Genomic DNA, 15,395 nt, shown 5'->3' with positions numbered 1-15,395 from the left:
GCTCCCCTCGTCATATCTCGAACAGGACCGGACCGTCGGACCGCGCCCCCGCAGCCGGTCCGTCGGTCCCCGGAGCGGGCTCCGGTCCGGCAGCGGGCGCTTCGGCACGGACGGTCTCCAGGGCCTTGGCCTGCGCCGCGACGGTCGGCAGGTCGAAGAGCCGGCCGACCCGCAGCGCCCCGGGCCAGTCACGCTCGATGCGCAGGTGCAGGTCGATGACGCGCCGGGAGTTCCCGCCGACGTCGAAGAACGTGTCGTCGAGGCCGAAGTCGTCGTGCTGGAGCACTGCCGCCCACAGTGCGCCTAGCGACTGCTGGAGCGGTGTCCACCGGCGCCGGCCCCGCGCGGCAGCCGGCGCGGCGGCGGGCAACTGGGCGCACAGCGCCGCCTCGTCGGTCTTCCCGGTACGCCCCAGCGGGAACGCGTCCACGACCACGAAGCGCTCCGGCACCGCCTGGGCGACGAGCTGCCGTGCGCAGTGCGCGAGCAACTCCCGTACGCCGGGCAGTGCCTCGGCCCCCGCGGCGGGCGTCCAGAAAGCGACGAGCGTCGTCTCGCCGTGCTCGTTGGGCACGGGGAGCACCGCCGCCTGACCCACGGCCGGATGGCTCTCGACCGCGGCTGTCACCGCCTGCCGTTCCAACCGCACACCCCTGATCTTCACCTGGCCGTCGGACCTGCCGTGGAACTCAAGCTCGCCGTGCTCGTTCGTCAGCGTCAGGTCACCGGTGCGGTACAGACGCGCCCCCGGCCGGTCGTCGAAGGGATCGGCGACGAAGCGCGTGGACGTCAGACCGGGGCGCGCCGCGTACCCGGCGGCGACCTGCCGGCCGCCGACGTACAGCTCGCCCAGGACGCCGGGAGCGACGGGGGAGAGCCGTCCGTCCAGCACGTACGCGGTGCACTCCCCGGTGGGCCGGCCGATGGGCACGGTCGGGGCGAGCGGCCCGCGCACGGGGTGGGCGACGCAGGTGATGGTCACCTCGGTGGGGCCGTACTCGTTCAGCACCTCGACGTCGGGCAGCAGGGCGCGGTGCCGCTCGACCACCGGGACCGGCAGTGCCTCGCCGGCGAGCACGACCAGCCGCAGGTGCGAGTCGAAGCCGGCCATCACCGGCAGCATGAGCCGGTAGAACGACGGGGTGGCCGCCAGGTGCGTCACGCGTCGGGTACCGACGAGCCGGGCCGTGGCCTCGGCGTCGGTGAGTTCTTCGTGGCCGGGGAGCACGGCCGTGCCGCCGGTCCACAGCGCCCACAGCGTCAGCAGCAGCGCGCCGTCCCAGGTGAGCCGCATCGCGGAGAACGACACCGGCCCGTCCGGGGGATACGGCGCGTCCGCCGGAGGTGGTGCGTCGTATCTGCGGCTGTCGAGCATGGTGATCAGGTTGTCCGCGGTGACGATCACTGCCTTGGGGCGGCCCGTCGTGCCGGAGGTGGTGATGACGTAGGCGGGGGCACTCCCCGGCATGTCGACCGCGTCGGCCGGTACCTGAGCCGGGACGACCGGGTCGTGCCCTTCGAGGACCGCGGGGACTGCCGTGCGCCCCTCGGCGACGAGGCGGCGCACCGCGTCCGCGGGGGTCGCGGGATCACCGGGGTCGAAGACGACGGCCCCGCAGTCCACGTCGTCGAGCAGGGCGTGCAGCATCGCCACCGGATGTGCGGGTTCCGCGACGCACCACGCCGCCCCGATCCGTGCCGCCGCGACCATCCCCACGACGGTCTCGACGCACTGCTGTCGGTACAACACGACGACCCGGCCCGGCCGCACCCCGGCCGCCGTCAGTCGAGCGGCCAGCGCGGCGCTCGCCCCGTCCAACTCCCGCCACGTCAGCGACTCCCCGCCGACCACGACGGCGGTGCGGTCGGGGATCCGCGCGGCATGCCGTACCACCGTCGAGTGCGGGCCGTGCCAGGTGTTCGCCCCGGACGCGCTGGAACCGCCGTTCACCGGTCGTCCCCGGCGACGATCGTGACGTGGCCGGTGTGGGAGGAGGCGGCGCCGTCGTGGACGAGGAGGGTGCTGTCCCCGGTCGACTCGGCGACCGCGAAACCGGCGAACCTCAAGGTCACCAACATCACCCGGTTGACCTCGGTCGGTACGAACTCGGCCAGCGGACGGTGCCCGGCTGCCCGGGCCCGCGCCACGACGTGCCCGATCAGCGCGGTGCCGACGCCCCGGGACATCACCCGGCACGACATCAGCAGCAGGAGCAGCACCGAGTCGTCGCCGCGCCGCTCCGACACCGCAAGGCCGATCGTTCCGTAGTCGCCGAAGCGGTCGCGGAGCGTGGCGACCAGCACCTCGTGCCGGTCGGACGCGCACATCGCCCGGAGCTGCGCCATGTCGTAGGTCTGACCGGTGGTGTTGAGCTGGTGGGTGCGCACCGTCAGCTCGTGGGCCCGCGCGAGGTCGTCCTCGGTGGCCCGCCGGACGGTCATCACCAGCTCCAGGGAGGCGAGGAAGTCGGCGTCGGTGCCCGTGAAGTACTCCTCCGCGTCGGTGCGTCGGCGCTCCGCGCGATACAACTCGCGCCGCCGGCGGGCCTCCTCGGTGACCACCGAGGGGGTGAACTCGGGCAGGCCGGGCAGCTCGGGGAGCCGCTCGACCGGATAGCACCGCACCTCCGGGAGGGCCGCGGACACCTCGGCCCGCTCGACGGGGTCGTTGTCGACGAACGCGACCGTGTCCAGTCCGATGTTGAGCGTCTCCGCGATCCTGCGCACCGCCCCGGACTTCGGCCCCCAGCCCACCTCGACCGCGCAGAACAGGTCCTCCACCCCGTGCTCGCGCAGGTTCCAGGAGGCGGGGCCGTACGCGCTGCGGCTGGCGACCGCGTGCAGGATGCCGCGCTCGTCGAGCGCCGTGAGCACCCCCAGCGCCTCCGACGTGGGGACCGCCTCGTCCTGCTCCAGCAGGACGCCCTTCCACAGGGTGTCGTCGAGGTCCCAGACCAGGCACTTCACCGTGGGTTGCGTCGTGTGCTCCGCCGTGGGCGTCAACGCGACACGCCCCCTTCCCGTTCGTCGAGGCGGCGCAGCAGCCAGGTGCTCCAGGCCGCCACCGGGCTGCTGTTCATCACGAGGGCGTGCTCGCCCGGCGCCTGGGTGGCCGCGGCGTCCGTCAGGTTGATCAGGACGTCCATCGAGCCGAGGTGGCCGTAGGCGGCGAGATTGCGCCGGCAGACGGGGTCGATCGCCACGTCCAGCGCCTCCTGCCAGAAGACGAACGCCCCGGTGGCGAGGTTCTGGGTCAGGTGCGTGCCGACCCGGCTGGCGGCGAGTCCGTTGCGGGCCAGCAGCTCCGCGTTGAGCGCCGCGAAGCGCTTGCGGCTCTCCACCGCGAGTCGGAAGGAGTACGTCGGTTCGTCCGCGCACTCCTCGACCCAGTCCCGCGACGGCAGGTCGCGGTAGTCGATGCGGAAGAGGTCGGCATAGCTGCCGTCGCTGCGCACGATCTGGTCGACCAGTTCGTGGGTGCCCTCGCCGTCCACCGTGAGCAGGACCGCCGCTGCGCCGTCGCCCAGCAGGGTCATCGGCGGGCGGTACCGGGCCGGAGTGGGAGTGCGGGCCGCGGCGACGACCAGGACGGTGCGACAGCGTGCGTCACCGCGCAGCAGCGCGGAGCCGAGCGCGAAGGCGGACGAGACCGAGACGCAGCCGAGGTCGCCGACGCCGGTCGTGAACGCGCGGTGCGCACCGAGCCGGTGTTGCAGCCTGGTCGCCTCCGAGGCCAGCAGGTACTCGGGCACCCGGCCCTGCACCAACAAGAGGGCGTCGACATCGCCGGCGCCGAGACCGGCGCGGATCAGCGCGGCGCGCGCCGCCCGCTCCGCGAGGTCGACCTCGGACGCCCCGCCGGCGTCCCGCACGGTGTCGACGCCGAGCGACAGGGCGTGCTCGCGGCGCACCGCGGGCAGGTCCGCCAGCTCGGGCAGTCCGGCGACGGCGAGCTGCCGCTCCGGAAACCACGTGGCCACCGGGCCGACGGTGATGCGCCGTTGCGCGGTCATCGCGCACCCCCTCGGGTCAGGCCCAGGAGATGGCTCCCGATCATCACTTCGGCGACCTCGTCCGCGCCCTCGATGATCTGCATGACCTTCGCGTCCCGGAAGAACCGCGCGACGGCGCTGCCCGGGGCGCAGCCGGCGGCGCCGAGCAACTGCACCGCGCCGGCGCTCACCGATGCGGCGGCCCTGGCGGCGGCGTACTTGGCGGTCACGGTGGCCGGGATCGACTCGGGGTCGCGTTCCTCACGCAGCGTCGCGGCGCGTACGCACAGCTCCTCGGCCGCCCGGACGCCGACCGCATGGCGGCCAAGGGCGGCCCGGACCACCTGGTGGTCGGCGAGGGAGGCGCCGCCCTGCGAACGGCCGCGGACGTGCGCCACGGCCTCGTCGAGGCAGGCGCGGGCCATGCCGACGCAGCCCCAGGCGACGGTGTAGCGACCGTGGTCGAGCGCCGTGCCGAGCACGTGCGAGAGGCCGAAGCCGGGCGGAGCGACCAACTGGCCGGCGGGCAGGGCGACCCCGTCGAAGGTGACGTGGGCGAGCCGCGCGCCGCGCAACCCGAGCTGGCCCGTCACCGGCTCGATCCTGACACCGGGCCGGTCGGTCTCCACGAGAGCGGCGACCAGCCCGCCGGGGGCCCGGCCGAGCACCAGGAGCACGTCGGCGACCGCGCCGAACGTCACCCACAGCTTGCGCCCGTAGACCCGGTGGTCACCGCCGCTGCCCGGCCGGAACTCGCAGGCGACGGCCGACAGGTCGGTACCGGCGCCGGACTCGGTGCAGGCCACCGCGGCGAGCTGCTCGCCGCGGACCAGCCGCGGCAGCCACTCGCTGCGCTGCTGGGCGGTGCCCCACCGGTCCAGGCCGGCCGTCACCATGCCCTGGACCGTCAACAGCGCGCGCAGCGACGAGCACGCCGCCCCCAACCGGGCCGTGACGTAGCCCAGTTCGTGGGAGTCCGCACCACCTCCGCCGACGTCGACGGACCGATCGAGTCCGAGCACGCCGTGGTGGGCGGCCAGCCGTATCGCCTCCGCGGGCAGACCGTGCTCGTCCCAGGCGTCCGCCTCGGCGAGTGCGGTCTTCACCAGCGGCTCGACGTCGATCACTGCGTCGCTCCTCCGCCCGCGCGCCCGCCCTGCTCACCGCGCTTGGCGGTCACGAAGCCTGCGACGCGGGCGGCGGTGCGGAAGTTGTCCAGGTCCAGATCCGCCACGTCGACGGTGATTCCGTAGGTCTGCTCCACGTGGGTCACGATCTGCAATGCCTGGAGGGAGGCCACGAGGCCGAGCGTGAAATAGTCGTCGTCGGGCCCGAGTTCGGTGTGGGTGAGGGTGCTGAAGTACTTCTGCAACTCGGCGACGAGTTCGTCGTCGCCGGGCCGGGGCGGTTGGGCGGTGTTCAGCAGCGGACGGCCGTCCTTGGTCGACATGTGTGGTGGACTCCGATCGGCAGTTGCTCAGCGCAAAGACAACGAAAGCCTGATATCGAGGGTGTGCTGTTCTCGGCACGCCAACGCGACGTTGCTCGTGCATTTCGCGCCCGTCGCGGTTCTTGAACCGGTGACCAGGGCCCCATCAGCGGTGGCGCACACGAAATCAACGCGTGGTTTCGCTCCTCCTCGTGGGTGAGATCGAAGACGAACGACGAGGGAGGAAAGGAGCGAGCGAGGGGCGGGGAAAACCGCCCATCAGTGCCGTGGGAGGGGTCGGACGCGCTGAAGGAACGGGCCATTCAGTCGGCACCCCGCGTATGCCCTGCCGATGCATGCCCTTTCGATTTCCCGTACGTCCACGGCCTGCGCTCTCACGGAATGGCTCCCCGGCTTTTCGTCTACGCACGTCTCGTGGAATTCTCACGCGCAGCACTCGACGATTCCAGACCCCCTTGAGTATCACGTGTTCCTTGGCTGGATACCTACGGTTCCCGCTAGGGGAAGTCGGTGCCCCCGTTCCGACGGTTGGCGCTCCCGGATTTCCTTGGTTGATGCACGATTCTCCTGGTGGGAGGGGTGGGGCGCCCTGTTGTGCCCGGAGCGGACGGTGCGGAAGGTGCACGGGGTGCGGGGGAGGGGCGTGGCGGGGAGACGACGGCGGAGGGCCCGGTGATCACGTCGTGACGACGTGTCCACCGGGCCCGGATCGAACCCGTCCGCACCCCCGCGACGGAGGAGCGGGTCACGCGGACGGCGTGCGCTCTCCCCGCGTGCCGGTCAGCAGCCAGCCGGTGCTGCGCAGGGGGAGTGCGCCGGAGTTCTCGTACGGGCGCAACTGCTCGGTGAGCACCTCGCGCACGCTCTCCCGGGTGCCGGGGCCGAGGTCCTCGAGCAGATGGCGTCCCGGGCCGGAGCAGAGGAGGAAGTCGGCCGCCTCCTCCGCGTCGCGACCCCAGACGCCGTGCGCTCGGACGTGTTCGGCGCGTACGTGCTGGAAGCCCGCCGAGGTCAGCACGGAGACCGCGGTGTCCCGGTCGGCGAGGGAGAACATGCCGGGGCCGCCGGGGGCGCCGAAGTCCCCGGTCGGCAGGAGGGCTCCGAGGGATCGCAGCGCCATGAGCCACTCGTTCCCGGCGGGCTCGGCGGCGGCGAGGAAGGCGATGCGGCCCCCGGGGCGCAGAGCGCTCGCGATGTTGCCGAACGCGGCGACCGGGTCGGCGAAGAACATGATGCCGAAACGGCTGATCGCGACGTCGAAGGCGTCGGCCTCCAGCGGGTGGACCTGGGCGTCGCCCTGGACGTACGAGGCATTGGTGATGCCGGCCTCGGCCGTGCGGGCCTGGGCCAGCTCCAGTACGGGGGCGGACAGATCGATCCCGAGGGCGCTGCCCCGGCCCGCCGCGGCGGCTGCCAGTCGGGTGGTGGCACCGCCGCCGCAGCCGACGTCCAGGACCCGGTCGCCGTCCTGGACGGCGGCGGCGTCGAACAGCGGCAGGTCGAAGTTGGCGTTGATGGCGTTCCAGCGGTCCTGGTGCTCGGCCCAATGCGTGCCTTCGTAGCCGTTCCACGCCTGTAACTGGGCGGTGTTGGCGACGTTCTGCATACGGGATACCTCCTTGGCGAGGTGGTTCGACGCCCTAGGATGGGCGTGTGCCCAAACAGTATGGGCACACGCCCATACTTGCAATGCCCCATCCCCGGGAGGGACTTGATGTCACCGCGAGGAATCGCGATCCCCGATCTGCGCGAACGGCTCTTCGGCGCGGCGGAACGCGTGATGACCAGGGACGGAACCCTCACCAGCCGGGCGATCACCGAAGAGGCGGGCTGCGCCAAGGGCGTGCTGCACACCCACTTCGCGGGGCTGGACGCCTTCGTCGCGGAACTCATCCTCGACCGCTTCGCGCGGATGGCCGAGCGGGCCGGTGAACTGCCCGCCCGCGTCGGCACCGGCGCGGTGGTGGACAACCTCGACGCCCTGGCCCGCGCGGTGCTGGCCCTGGACAGCGCGGTCGTCGCGTTCTCCCTCACCCGCCCCGGCGCGGCGCAGCAGGTGCGCGACGCCTGGGCGGCCGGCGGCCCCGGCTTCGGCACGGTCCAGCAGGCGCTCGACGGCTACCTGCGGGCGGAGCAGGAGCGGGGGCGCGTGGCGGAGGGTGCCGACACCCAGTCGATCGCGCTCGCCCTGGTCGGCACCTGGCACCACCTGCTGATGACCGGTGCGGGAGGGCCCGACCCCCGGGCGACGGTCGCCCGTGTCATCCGCGCCCTGGTCCCCGTCCCGGCCCCCTGACCCGCGGCGGGGCTCAGCCCCCGACGTACTGGGCCAGGTGCTCCCCGGTGAGGGTGGAGCGCGCGGCGACGAGTTCGGCCGGCGTGCCCTCGAAGACGACCCGGCCGCCGTCGTGGCCGGCGCCGGGACCGAGGTCGATGATCCAGTCCGCGTGCGCCATCACCGCCTGGTGGTGCTCGACCACGATCACGGACTTCCCGGAGTCGACGAGCCGGTCCAGCAGGTCGAGCAGCTGCTCGACGTCGGCCAGGTGCAGACCGGCGGTCGGCTCGTCGAGGACGTACACCCCGCCCTTCTCCGCCATGTGCGTGGCCAGCTTGAGCCGCTGCCGCTCGCCGCCCGACAGGGTGGTCAGCGGCTGGCCGAGGGTGACGTAGCCGAGCCCGACGTCCACGAGGCGGCCCAGGACGCGGTGGGCGGCCGGAGTGCGCGCCTCGCCGGCGCCGAAGAACTCCTCGGCCTCCGTCACCGACATCGCGAGCACCTCGCTGATGTCGCGCCCGCCGAGGTGGTGGTCGAGCACCGCGGCCTGGAACCTGCGGCCCCCGCACTCCTCGCAGGGGGTGCTGACGCCCGCCATCATCGCCAGGTCCGTGTAGATGACGCCGGCGCCCTTGCACTCGGGGCAGGCCCCTTCGGAATTGGCGCTGAACAGCGCCGGCTTCACGCCGTTGGCCTTGGCGAACGCCTTGCGGATCGGGTCGAGCAGACCCGTGTACGTCGCCGGGTTGCTCCGCCGCGAGCCGCGGATCGGGCTCTGGTCCACCGACACCACGCCCTCGGCCCCCGCCTGCTGCGCCAGCGAACCGTGCACCAGGGAGCTCTTGCCCGACCCGGCGACCCCGGTGACGACCGCGAGCACCCCGAGCGGGACGTCCACGTCGACGCCCTGGAGGTTGTGCTTGGTGGCGCCGCGGACCTGGATCGCACCGGTGGGCTCGCGCACGGTGCCCTTGACCGCCGCCCGGTCGTCGAAGTGCCGGCCGGTGACCGTGCCGCTGGCCCGCAGCCCCTCGACGGTGCCCTCGAAGCAGACGGAGCCGCCCTCGGTGCCGGCGCCGGGCCCGAGGTCGACGACGTGGTCGGCGATCGCGATGACCTCGGGCTTGTGCTCCACCACCAGCACCGTGTTGCCCTTGTCGCGCAGCCGCAGCAGCAGCCCGTTCATCCGCTGGATGTCGTGCGGGTGCAGCCCCGCGGTCGGCTCGTCGAAGACGTACGTGACGTCGGTGAGTGAGGAGCCCAGGTGGCGGATCATCTTCACGCGCTGCGCCTCGCCGCCCGACAGCGTCCCCGACGCCCGGTCGAGCGACAGATAGCCGAGGCCGATCTCCACGAACGAGTCGAGGGTGCCCTGGAGCGCGGTGAGCAGCGGCGCCACCGACGGCTCCCGCAGCCCGCGGACCCACTCCGCCAGATCGCTGATCTGCATCGCGCAGGCGTCGGCGATGTTGATCCGCTTGATCTTCGACGACCGGGCGCCCTCGTTCAGCCGGGTGCCGTCGCAGTCGGGACAGGTGGTGAAGGTGACCGCGCGCTCCACGAAGGCCCGGACGTGCGGCTGCATCGCCTCCTTGTCCTTGGCGAGGAAGGACTTCTGGATCTTGGGGATCAGCCCCTCGTAGGTGAGGTTGACGCCCTCGACCTTCACCTTGGTCGGCTCCCCGTACAGGAAGTCCCGCATCTCCTTCTCGGTGAAGTCGCGGATCGGCTTGTCCGGGTCGACGAAGCCCGACTCGGCGTAGGTCCGCACCGTCCACCAGCTGTCCGACTTCCAGCCGGGGATGGTGAACGCGCCGTCGGAGATGGACTTGGAGTCGTCGTAGAGCTGGCTGAGGTCGATGTCGGAGACCGCGCCCCGGCCCTCGCAGCGCACGCACATGCCGCCGGTGCGCGTGAAGGTCTGCTTGACCGCCTTCTTCGCGCCGGCGCCCCGCTCGACCGTGATGGCGCCGCTGGCCCGCACCGAGGCCACGTTGAAGGCGTACGCCGCGGGCGGGCCGACGTGCGGCTTCCCGAGCCGGCTGAAGAGGATCCGCAGCATCGCGTTGGCGTCGGTGACAGTGCCCACCGTGGAGCGCGGGTCGGCGCCCAGCCGCTGCTGGTCGACGATGATCGCGGTGGTCAGCCCTTCGAGCACGTCCACCTCGGGCCGCGCCAGCGTGGGCATGAAGCCCTGCACGAAGGCGCTGTACGTCTCGTTGATCAGCCGCTGCGACTCGGCGGCGACGGTGTCGAACACCAGGGAGCTCTTGCCCGAGCCGGAGACGCCGGTGAACACCGTCAGCCGACGCTTGGGTATCTCGACGCTGACGTCCTTGAGGTTGTTCTCGCGCGCCCCGTGCACGCGGATCACCTCGTGGCTGTCGGCGGCGGACGGCGCGGGCTGCTGCGCGGCGGTCCTCTTGGCCTTGCTCATCGTGTTCTCCATCCGTCGGGCGCTGCCGCCTCGGCGGCCTCCCTCGGCGTCGTCTGGTTCGATCCGGTCGACCTGCCGGCCCGGTCACCCACCTGCGCCGCCAGCGGCGGACAAGTATGGCAATTCGCGTCTTACCTGCCAAATCGGTGCAAGATCGGTTGGCGGGGGCGTCGGGTGCACCGTGTCAGGTCGCGGGATCACCCTAGGCGGACCGCGGTGACCTGCGCTTCTCAGATCCTGATCGATCCCGACGCCGGCCCCGGGGTGCTCCGGTGTGACGTGGTCTCCGGGCGCGGTGAGAGGCACTTTTCGTCGCGCAGGCGTTCGTTCGGCGGCTAGCAGCGCCAGCGGCGCCGGCAAACCCGACACGGCGGAAGTTCACTGCATCGAGGGAGGCGGATGCCGCCCAATGGAGCAATGGGCTCGGCAGCCCCTACGGTTCTCGTGGATCTGGGACGGAACGATCTCCCGGGTGCCTGTTCCCCGACCACCCCCCTTTCTCGTGCACCCCGTCGTTCCTTGGTCCCGTCCCGTTCGTTCCCTTTGTTCTGCCGTTCCTCATGTCACTGACTGACACGTGCATGCGTCGAACGCTGCCCTCGTGAAGGAGAGCCCTGCCCGATGACCGTGGACACCAGCCCGGAGCCCCTCCAGGCGCCGCAGCAGAGCAGCCTCAGCACCGCGGCTGCCCGCAACCTGGCCACCACCACCAAGTCCGCCCCGCAGATGCAGGAGATCACCTCCCGCTGGCTGCTCAAGATGCTGCCCTGGGTCGAGGTCTCCGGCGGCACGTACCGGGTGAACCGCCGGCTGACCTACACCGTCGGTGACGGTCGCATCGAGTTCGTCCAGGACGGCGCGGAGGTCCGGGTCATCCCCCGCGAGCTGGGGGAGCTGTCGCTGCTGCGCGGCTTCGACGACGTGGACGTGCTCACCGAGCTCGCCGGCCGGTGCGTCCAGCGCGACTTCGCCGCCGGCGAGGTGCTGGTGGAGCGCGGCACGCCCGCCGAGCAGATCCACCTGATCGCGCACGGCCGGATCGAGCAGGTCTCCGTCGGCCCGTACGGCGACGAGAGCGTCACCGGTTTGCTCGCCGACGGCGACCGGTTCGGCCAGGACGCCCTGCTGGACCAGGACGCCACCTGGGACCAGACCGCCGTCGCCAGGACCGCGGGCACCCTGCTCACCCTCTCCCGTACCGACTTCACCGCCGTGGTGGAACGTTCACCCGGTCTCCAGGCGCACCTCCAGGACTTCCGCACGCTCCCGCAGCAGCGGCAGAACCGCTTGGGCGAGGCGGAGATCGCGATGTCCGCCGGCCACACCGGCGAGGCCGAGCTGCCCGGCGCCTTCGTCGACTACGAGCTGAACCCCAGGGAGTACGAACTCTCCCTCGCGCAGACCGTGCTGCGGGTCCACACCCGCGTCGCGGACCTCTACAACAAGCCGATGAACCAGACCGAGCAGCAGCTGCGGCTCACCATCGAGGCCCTGCGCGAGCGGCAGGAGCACGAGCTGGTCAACAACCGCGAGTTCGGCCTGCTCCACAACGCCGCCTTCAACCAGCGGATCCAGACCCACTCGGGTCCGCCCACCCCGGACGACCTCGACGAGCTGCTGTGCCGCCGCCGCGGCGCCAAGTACTTCTTCGCCCACCCGCGGACGATCGCCGCCATCGGCCGCGAGTTCAACGCCCGCGGGCTGTACCCGAACCACGTCGACGTCGGCGGCCAGCAGGTCCCCGCCTGGCGCGGCGTACCGATCCTGCCGTGCAACAAGATCCCCATCACCAAGGAGAACACCAGCTCCATCCTGGTGATGCGCACCGGCGAGGACAACCAGGGCGTCATCGGCCTCAACCAGACCGGGCTGCCGGACGAGTACGAGCCGGGCGTCTCGGTGCGCTTCATGGGCATCGACGAGAAGGCGATCATCTCCTACCTGGTCACCACGTACTACTCCGCCGCCGTTCTCGTGCCCGACGCCCTCGGTGTGCTGGAGAACGTCCAGATCGCCCGCAACAGCTGAGCGGCGCGCGCGTGAGCACCGAACCCCTCAGGCGCGTCCTGGGCGGACCCACCGGCCTGGGCACGGCGAGCCTGTACCCGGGGCGGCGCGCGGAGCCGCCGTCGCCGGCAGGCTCGTCGGGGGCGGACGGACCGGGGCCGCCGCCGGCCGGCAGCCCCGTCCCGGGCCTCTACCACCACCCGGTGGAGTACGACCACGCCCGGGCCGAGGAGGTCGACCGCCGGATCGCGACGTGGGCGATCGACGAGGTCCGGCTGTATCCCCCCGAGTGGGAGGAGCAGTTCCGGGGGTTCGCCGTGGGGCGTTACATGGCCGCCTGCCATCCCGACGCCCCCACGGTCGACCACCTGATGGCCGCCGCGCGCCTCATGGTCGCCGAGAACGCGGTCGACGACTGCTACTGCGAGGACCACGGCGGCTCGCCCGTCGGCCTCGGCGGACGCCTGCTGCTGGCGCACACCGCGCTCGACCCGCTGCACACCACGGCGGAGTACGAGCCGGCCTGGGCCCGGTCGCTGGAGGAGGACGCGCCCCGGCGCGCGTACCGCTCGGCGATGGAGCACTTCCGCCAACTGGCCACGCCCTCCCAGGCCGACCGGTTCCGGCACGACATGGCCCGACTGCACCTGGGGTACCTCGCCGAGGCCGCCTGGGACCAGACGGAACACGTCCCCGAGGTGTGGGAGTACCTGGCGATGCGCCAGTTCAACAACTTCCGCCCCTGCCCCACCATCACCGACAGCGTCGGAGGCTACGAACTCCCGGCGGACCTGCACGCGCAGCCGGCGCTCCAGCGGGTCATCGCCCTCGCCTCCAACGCCACCACCATCGTCAACGACCTGTACTCCTACACCAAGGAACTCCGAAGCCCCGGCCGGCACCTGAACCTCACGGTGGTGATCGCCGAGCGGGAGCAGCGCACCGAACGCGAGGCGTACCTGAAGGCGGTCGAGGTCCACAACGACCTGATGCACGCCTTCGAGACGGAGGCCGCCGCCCTCGCCGTCGCCTGCCCCGTCCCGACCCTGGTCCGCTTCCTGCGCGGCGTGGCCACCTGGGTCGACGGCAACCACCACTGGCACCAGACCAACACCTACCGCTACAGCCTGCCCGACTTCTGGTAAGGAAGGACCCATCAGTGACCCTGCCCGACGTCACGACCGCCCGTGACACCCTCACCATCCCCGCCCCGGCGACGCCGTACCAGGGGGACATCGCCCGCTACTGGAACCACGAGGCCAGGCCCGTCAACCTGCGCCTGGGCGACGTCGACGGCCTGTACCACCACCACTACGGCATCGGCGACGTCGACCACGCGGCGCTCGGCGGCCCGGCCGACGCCGACCGCGAGCAGAAGCTCGTCGCCGAGCTGCACCGACTGGAGTCGGCGCAGGCCGAACTCCTCCTCGACCACCTCGGCCCCATCCAGCGGGAGGACGTCCTGGTGGACGCCGGCTGCGGTCGCGGCGGCACCATGGTGATGGCCCACCAGCGCTTCGGCTGCGAAGTCGACGGCGTCACCCTCTCGGTCAAGCAGGCCGACTTCGCCAACGGCCGCGCCGGCGAACTGGGCATCGACAAGTCCGTACGGGCCCGGGTCTGCAACATGCTCGACATGCCCTTCGACACCGGCCAGGTCGCCGCCTCGTGGAACAACGAGTCGAGCATGTACGTCGACCTGCACGACCTCTTCGCCGAGCACTCCCGCATCCTCGCCGTCGGCGGCCGGTACGTCACCATCACGGGCTGCTGGAACCCGGTGTACGGCCAGCCCTCGAAATGGGTCTCGCAGATCAACGCGCACTTCGAGTGCAACATCCACTCCCGTCGTGAGTACCTGCGCGCCATGGTGGACAACCGCCTCGTCCCCCAGACCATCATCGACCTGACGCCGGCGACCCTGCCGTACTGGGAGCTGCGCGCCACGTCCTCCCTGGTCACCGGGATCGAGGACGCCTTCATCAACTCGTACCGGGACGGCTCCTTCCAGTACCTGCTGATCGCGGCCGACCGCGTCTGACGCCCGCCGATCCGCACCCCGGCCCGCCCCCGCACCCCGCGGGCGCGGGCCGGGCGCGTGACCCGACCGACGTCCGGCCCGCCGTCGCTCGGGTCACGCTTGGAAGGCGTCTGCCCTGGTGGGAGCGGGGGATCCCGTACGCTTTGGCGAGTTCGGCACCATCGGGCGGACCGTGCCCGGGCGACGCGACGAGGGTGGGGGCCCGTGCACGACGACCGCAGGATCAACAGGGCGATCGACGTACTCGTCTCGCTGGCCGACCCCGACGACGCCGAGCGGGTGCGGGAACGCATCGGAGTCGAGCAGCAGAGCAGGGCCGTGCCGCCGGGCCGCTGGAGCGCCGTCCGGGAGATCGCCGTCGCGTCCCTGCCGGCCTCCGCGCCCCTGTGGATGCTGGAGCAGGACGACCCCCTGCTCAACGAACTGGTGCTGCTCGCCGGCGTGCTGCCCGGTGCGCTCCAGGTGGCGGTGATCGACGGCGAGTCCTTCGGGCCGGGCCGACACGGGCCGGTCCCGCGGACGACGGACGTGCTCAGCAGGGAGTACCCGCAGCGTCCCGACCCGATCCCGCGGGAGCGGTTGGTCCCCGAGCTGCGGGCCGTCACCACCATGGGCCGGGGACACCGGATCGCCCGTTGGATCCCGCGCGAGGACTGGCAGCGGGTCGTCGAGGCCGACGTGGAGCAGGCCCTGCCCGGGTACGCGCGGTGGGCGCTGGCCCTGCGGCCCGACTGCCCCGCGACCCTGCGGGAACGGTTCGCCAGCCATCCCCGGTACGCCCACCGGATGCGGACGGCCGGCATCATGGACGGCCCCGGCGTCCACGCGACCACGCACCGCCCGGCCCTGGCCGCCCTGTCCGCCCTGGACACCGGCCGCTGGGCGTTCCCCAGCCGGATGCCCGACGCCGAAGCGGCGCTCAGGCCGCTGGTGTTGGGCTCCCTCGGAGCGAACGTGGAGGCGTGGGCCGTACTGGCGCAACTGCTCCCGACGTTCACCGGGACCGTTCCGGAGCTCGTGGTGACGTCCGGCGCGATCGCCTGACGGACGGGAGCGGGGCGCGGGGCAGGGGCCGGGAAAGGGGCGGGGCGGCTGGAGTCGAACCAGCGTGTTCCGGTTCTGGAGACCGGTGCGACTGCCTCTGCGCTACGACCCCGCCTTGGTGGCGATCATAGGCCAACCGTCCGGAG

Annotated in this window: 11 protein-coding genes, 1 tRNA gene and 1 pseudogene; 5 read left to right on the top strand and 8 right to left on the bottom strand. The window is 72.1% G+C overall.

The genetic code is table 11. From position 1 onward, the window contains the following. Window positions 1-10: 10 nt before the first annotated feature. The 6 genes from AB0E05_RS23585 to AB0E05_RS23560 all read right to left on the bottom strand — a co-directional run bounded on the left by AB0E05_RS23585 (window position 11) and on the right by AB0E05_RS23560 (window position 7,048). Entirely contained in the window at window positions 11-1,951 is a 1,941-nt protein-coding gene (locus tag AB0E05_RS23585; protein WP_361966624.1) for a non-ribosomal peptide synthetase, read from the bottom strand. After that, complete coding sequence (locus AB0E05_RS23580) at window positions 1,948-3,003, bottom strand: HAD-IIIC family phosphatase (RefSeq protein WP_361966622.1); 1,056 nt, start codon at window positions 3,001-3,003, stop codon at window positions 1,948-1,950. The genes AB0E05_RS23585 and AB0E05_RS23580 overlap by 4 nt, the downstream gene beginning before the upstream one ends. Further along, window positions 3,000-4,013 carry a 3-oxoacyl-ACP synthase gene (locus tag AB0E05_RS23575; RefSeq protein ID WP_361966620.1) on the bottom strand — a complete coding sequence of 338 codons (1,014 nt, stop codon included), beginning with the start codon at window positions 4,011-4,013 and terminating at the stop codon, window positions 3,000-3,002. The genes AB0E05_RS23580 and AB0E05_RS23575 overlap by 4 nt, the downstream gene beginning before the upstream one ends. Next, complete coding sequence (locus AB0E05_RS23570; RefSeq protein WP_361966618.1) at window positions 4,010-5,119, bottom strand: acyl-CoA dehydrogenase family protein; 1,110 nt, start codon at window positions 5,117-5,119, stop codon at window positions 4,010-4,012. The genes AB0E05_RS23575 and AB0E05_RS23570 overlap by 4 nt, the downstream gene beginning before the upstream one ends. Beyond that, window positions 5,116-5,442: an acyl carrier protein gene (locus AB0E05_RS23565; RefSeq protein ID WP_361966616.1), complete on the bottom strand. Its 327-nt coding sequence runs from the start codon at window positions 5,440-5,442 to the stop codon at window positions 5,116-5,118. The genes AB0E05_RS23570 and AB0E05_RS23565 overlap by 4 nt, the downstream gene beginning before the upstream one ends. A 745-nt stretch (window positions 5,443-6,187) precedes the next feature. Continuing rightward, on the bottom strand, window positions 6,188-7,048 hold the full coding sequence (locus AB0E05_RS23560) for a class I SAM-dependent methyltransferase (protein WP_361966614.1): 861 nt from the start codon (window positions 7,046-7,048) through the stop codon (window positions 6,188-6,190). 108 nt (window positions 7,049-7,156) lie between these two features. Between AB0E05_RS23560 and AB0E05_RS23555 the strand changes: the two genes are divergently transcribed. Then, on the top strand, window positions 7,157-7,738 hold the full coding sequence (locus AB0E05_RS23555) for a TetR/AcrR family transcriptional regulator (RefSeq protein WP_361966612.1): 582 nt from the start codon (window positions 7,157-7,159) through the stop codon (window positions 7,736-7,738). A 13-nt stretch (window positions 7,739-7,751) separates the two neighbouring features. On the opposite strand, the gene AB0E05_RS23550 is transcribed toward AB0E05_RS23555, so the two are convergent. Continuing rightward, window positions 7,752-10,157, bottom strand: coding sequence for an excinuclease ABC subunit UvrA (locus AB0E05_RS23550; RefSeq protein WP_361966610.1), 2,406 nt, complete (start codon window positions 10,155-10,157; stop codon window positions 7,752-7,754). A gap of 621 nt (window positions 10,158-10,778) precedes the next feature. Between AB0E05_RS23550 and AB0E05_RS23545 the strand changes: the two genes are divergently transcribed. From AB0E05_RS23545 to AB0E05_RS23530, 4 genes and pseudogenes are all read left to right on the top strand, one after another. Then, window positions 10,779-12,185 carry a family 2B encapsulin nanocompartment shell protein gene (locus AB0E05_RS23545; protein WP_361966608.1) on the top strand — a complete coding sequence of 469 codons (1,407 nt, stop codon included), beginning with the start codon at window positions 10,779-10,781 and terminating at the stop codon, window positions 12,183-12,185. 26 nt (window positions 12,186-12,211) lie between these two features. Next, window positions 12,212-13,309: pseudogene (locus tag AB0E05_RS23540) on the top strand (family 2 encapsulin nanocompartment cargo protein terpene cyclase); the annotation flags it as partial. A gap of 14 nt (window positions 13,310-13,323) precedes the next feature. Then, window positions 13,324-14,205 (top strand): geranyl diphosphate 2-C-methyltransferase, encoded by an 882-nt coding sequence (locus AB0E05_RS23535; RefSeq protein WP_361966606.1) that lies wholly within the window; start codon window positions 13,324-13,326, stop codon window positions 14,203-14,205. A gap of 204 nt (window positions 14,206-14,409) precedes the next feature. Further along, on the top strand, window positions 14,410-15,249 hold the full coding sequence (locus AB0E05_RS23530) for a hypothetical protein (protein WP_361966604.1): 840 nt from the start codon (window positions 14,410-14,412) through the stop codon (window positions 15,247-15,249). Between the two features lie 38 nt (window positions 15,250-15,287). Here AB0E05_RS23530 and AB0E05_RS23525 read toward each other — a convergent pair. Next, window positions 15,288-15,363, bottom strand: a tRNA-Trp gene (locus tag AB0E05_RS23525). Between the last annotated feature and the right edge of the window lie 32 nt (window positions 15,364-15,395).

The organism is Streptomyces sp. NPDC048057 (assembly GCF_040653095.1).
Classification (GTDB): Bacteria; Actinomycetota; Actinomycetes; order Streptomycetales; family Streptomycetaceae; genus Streptomyces.
Note: the sequence above shows the minus strand (reverse complement) of the source record. Positions and strands in the feature narration are given on the sequence as shown.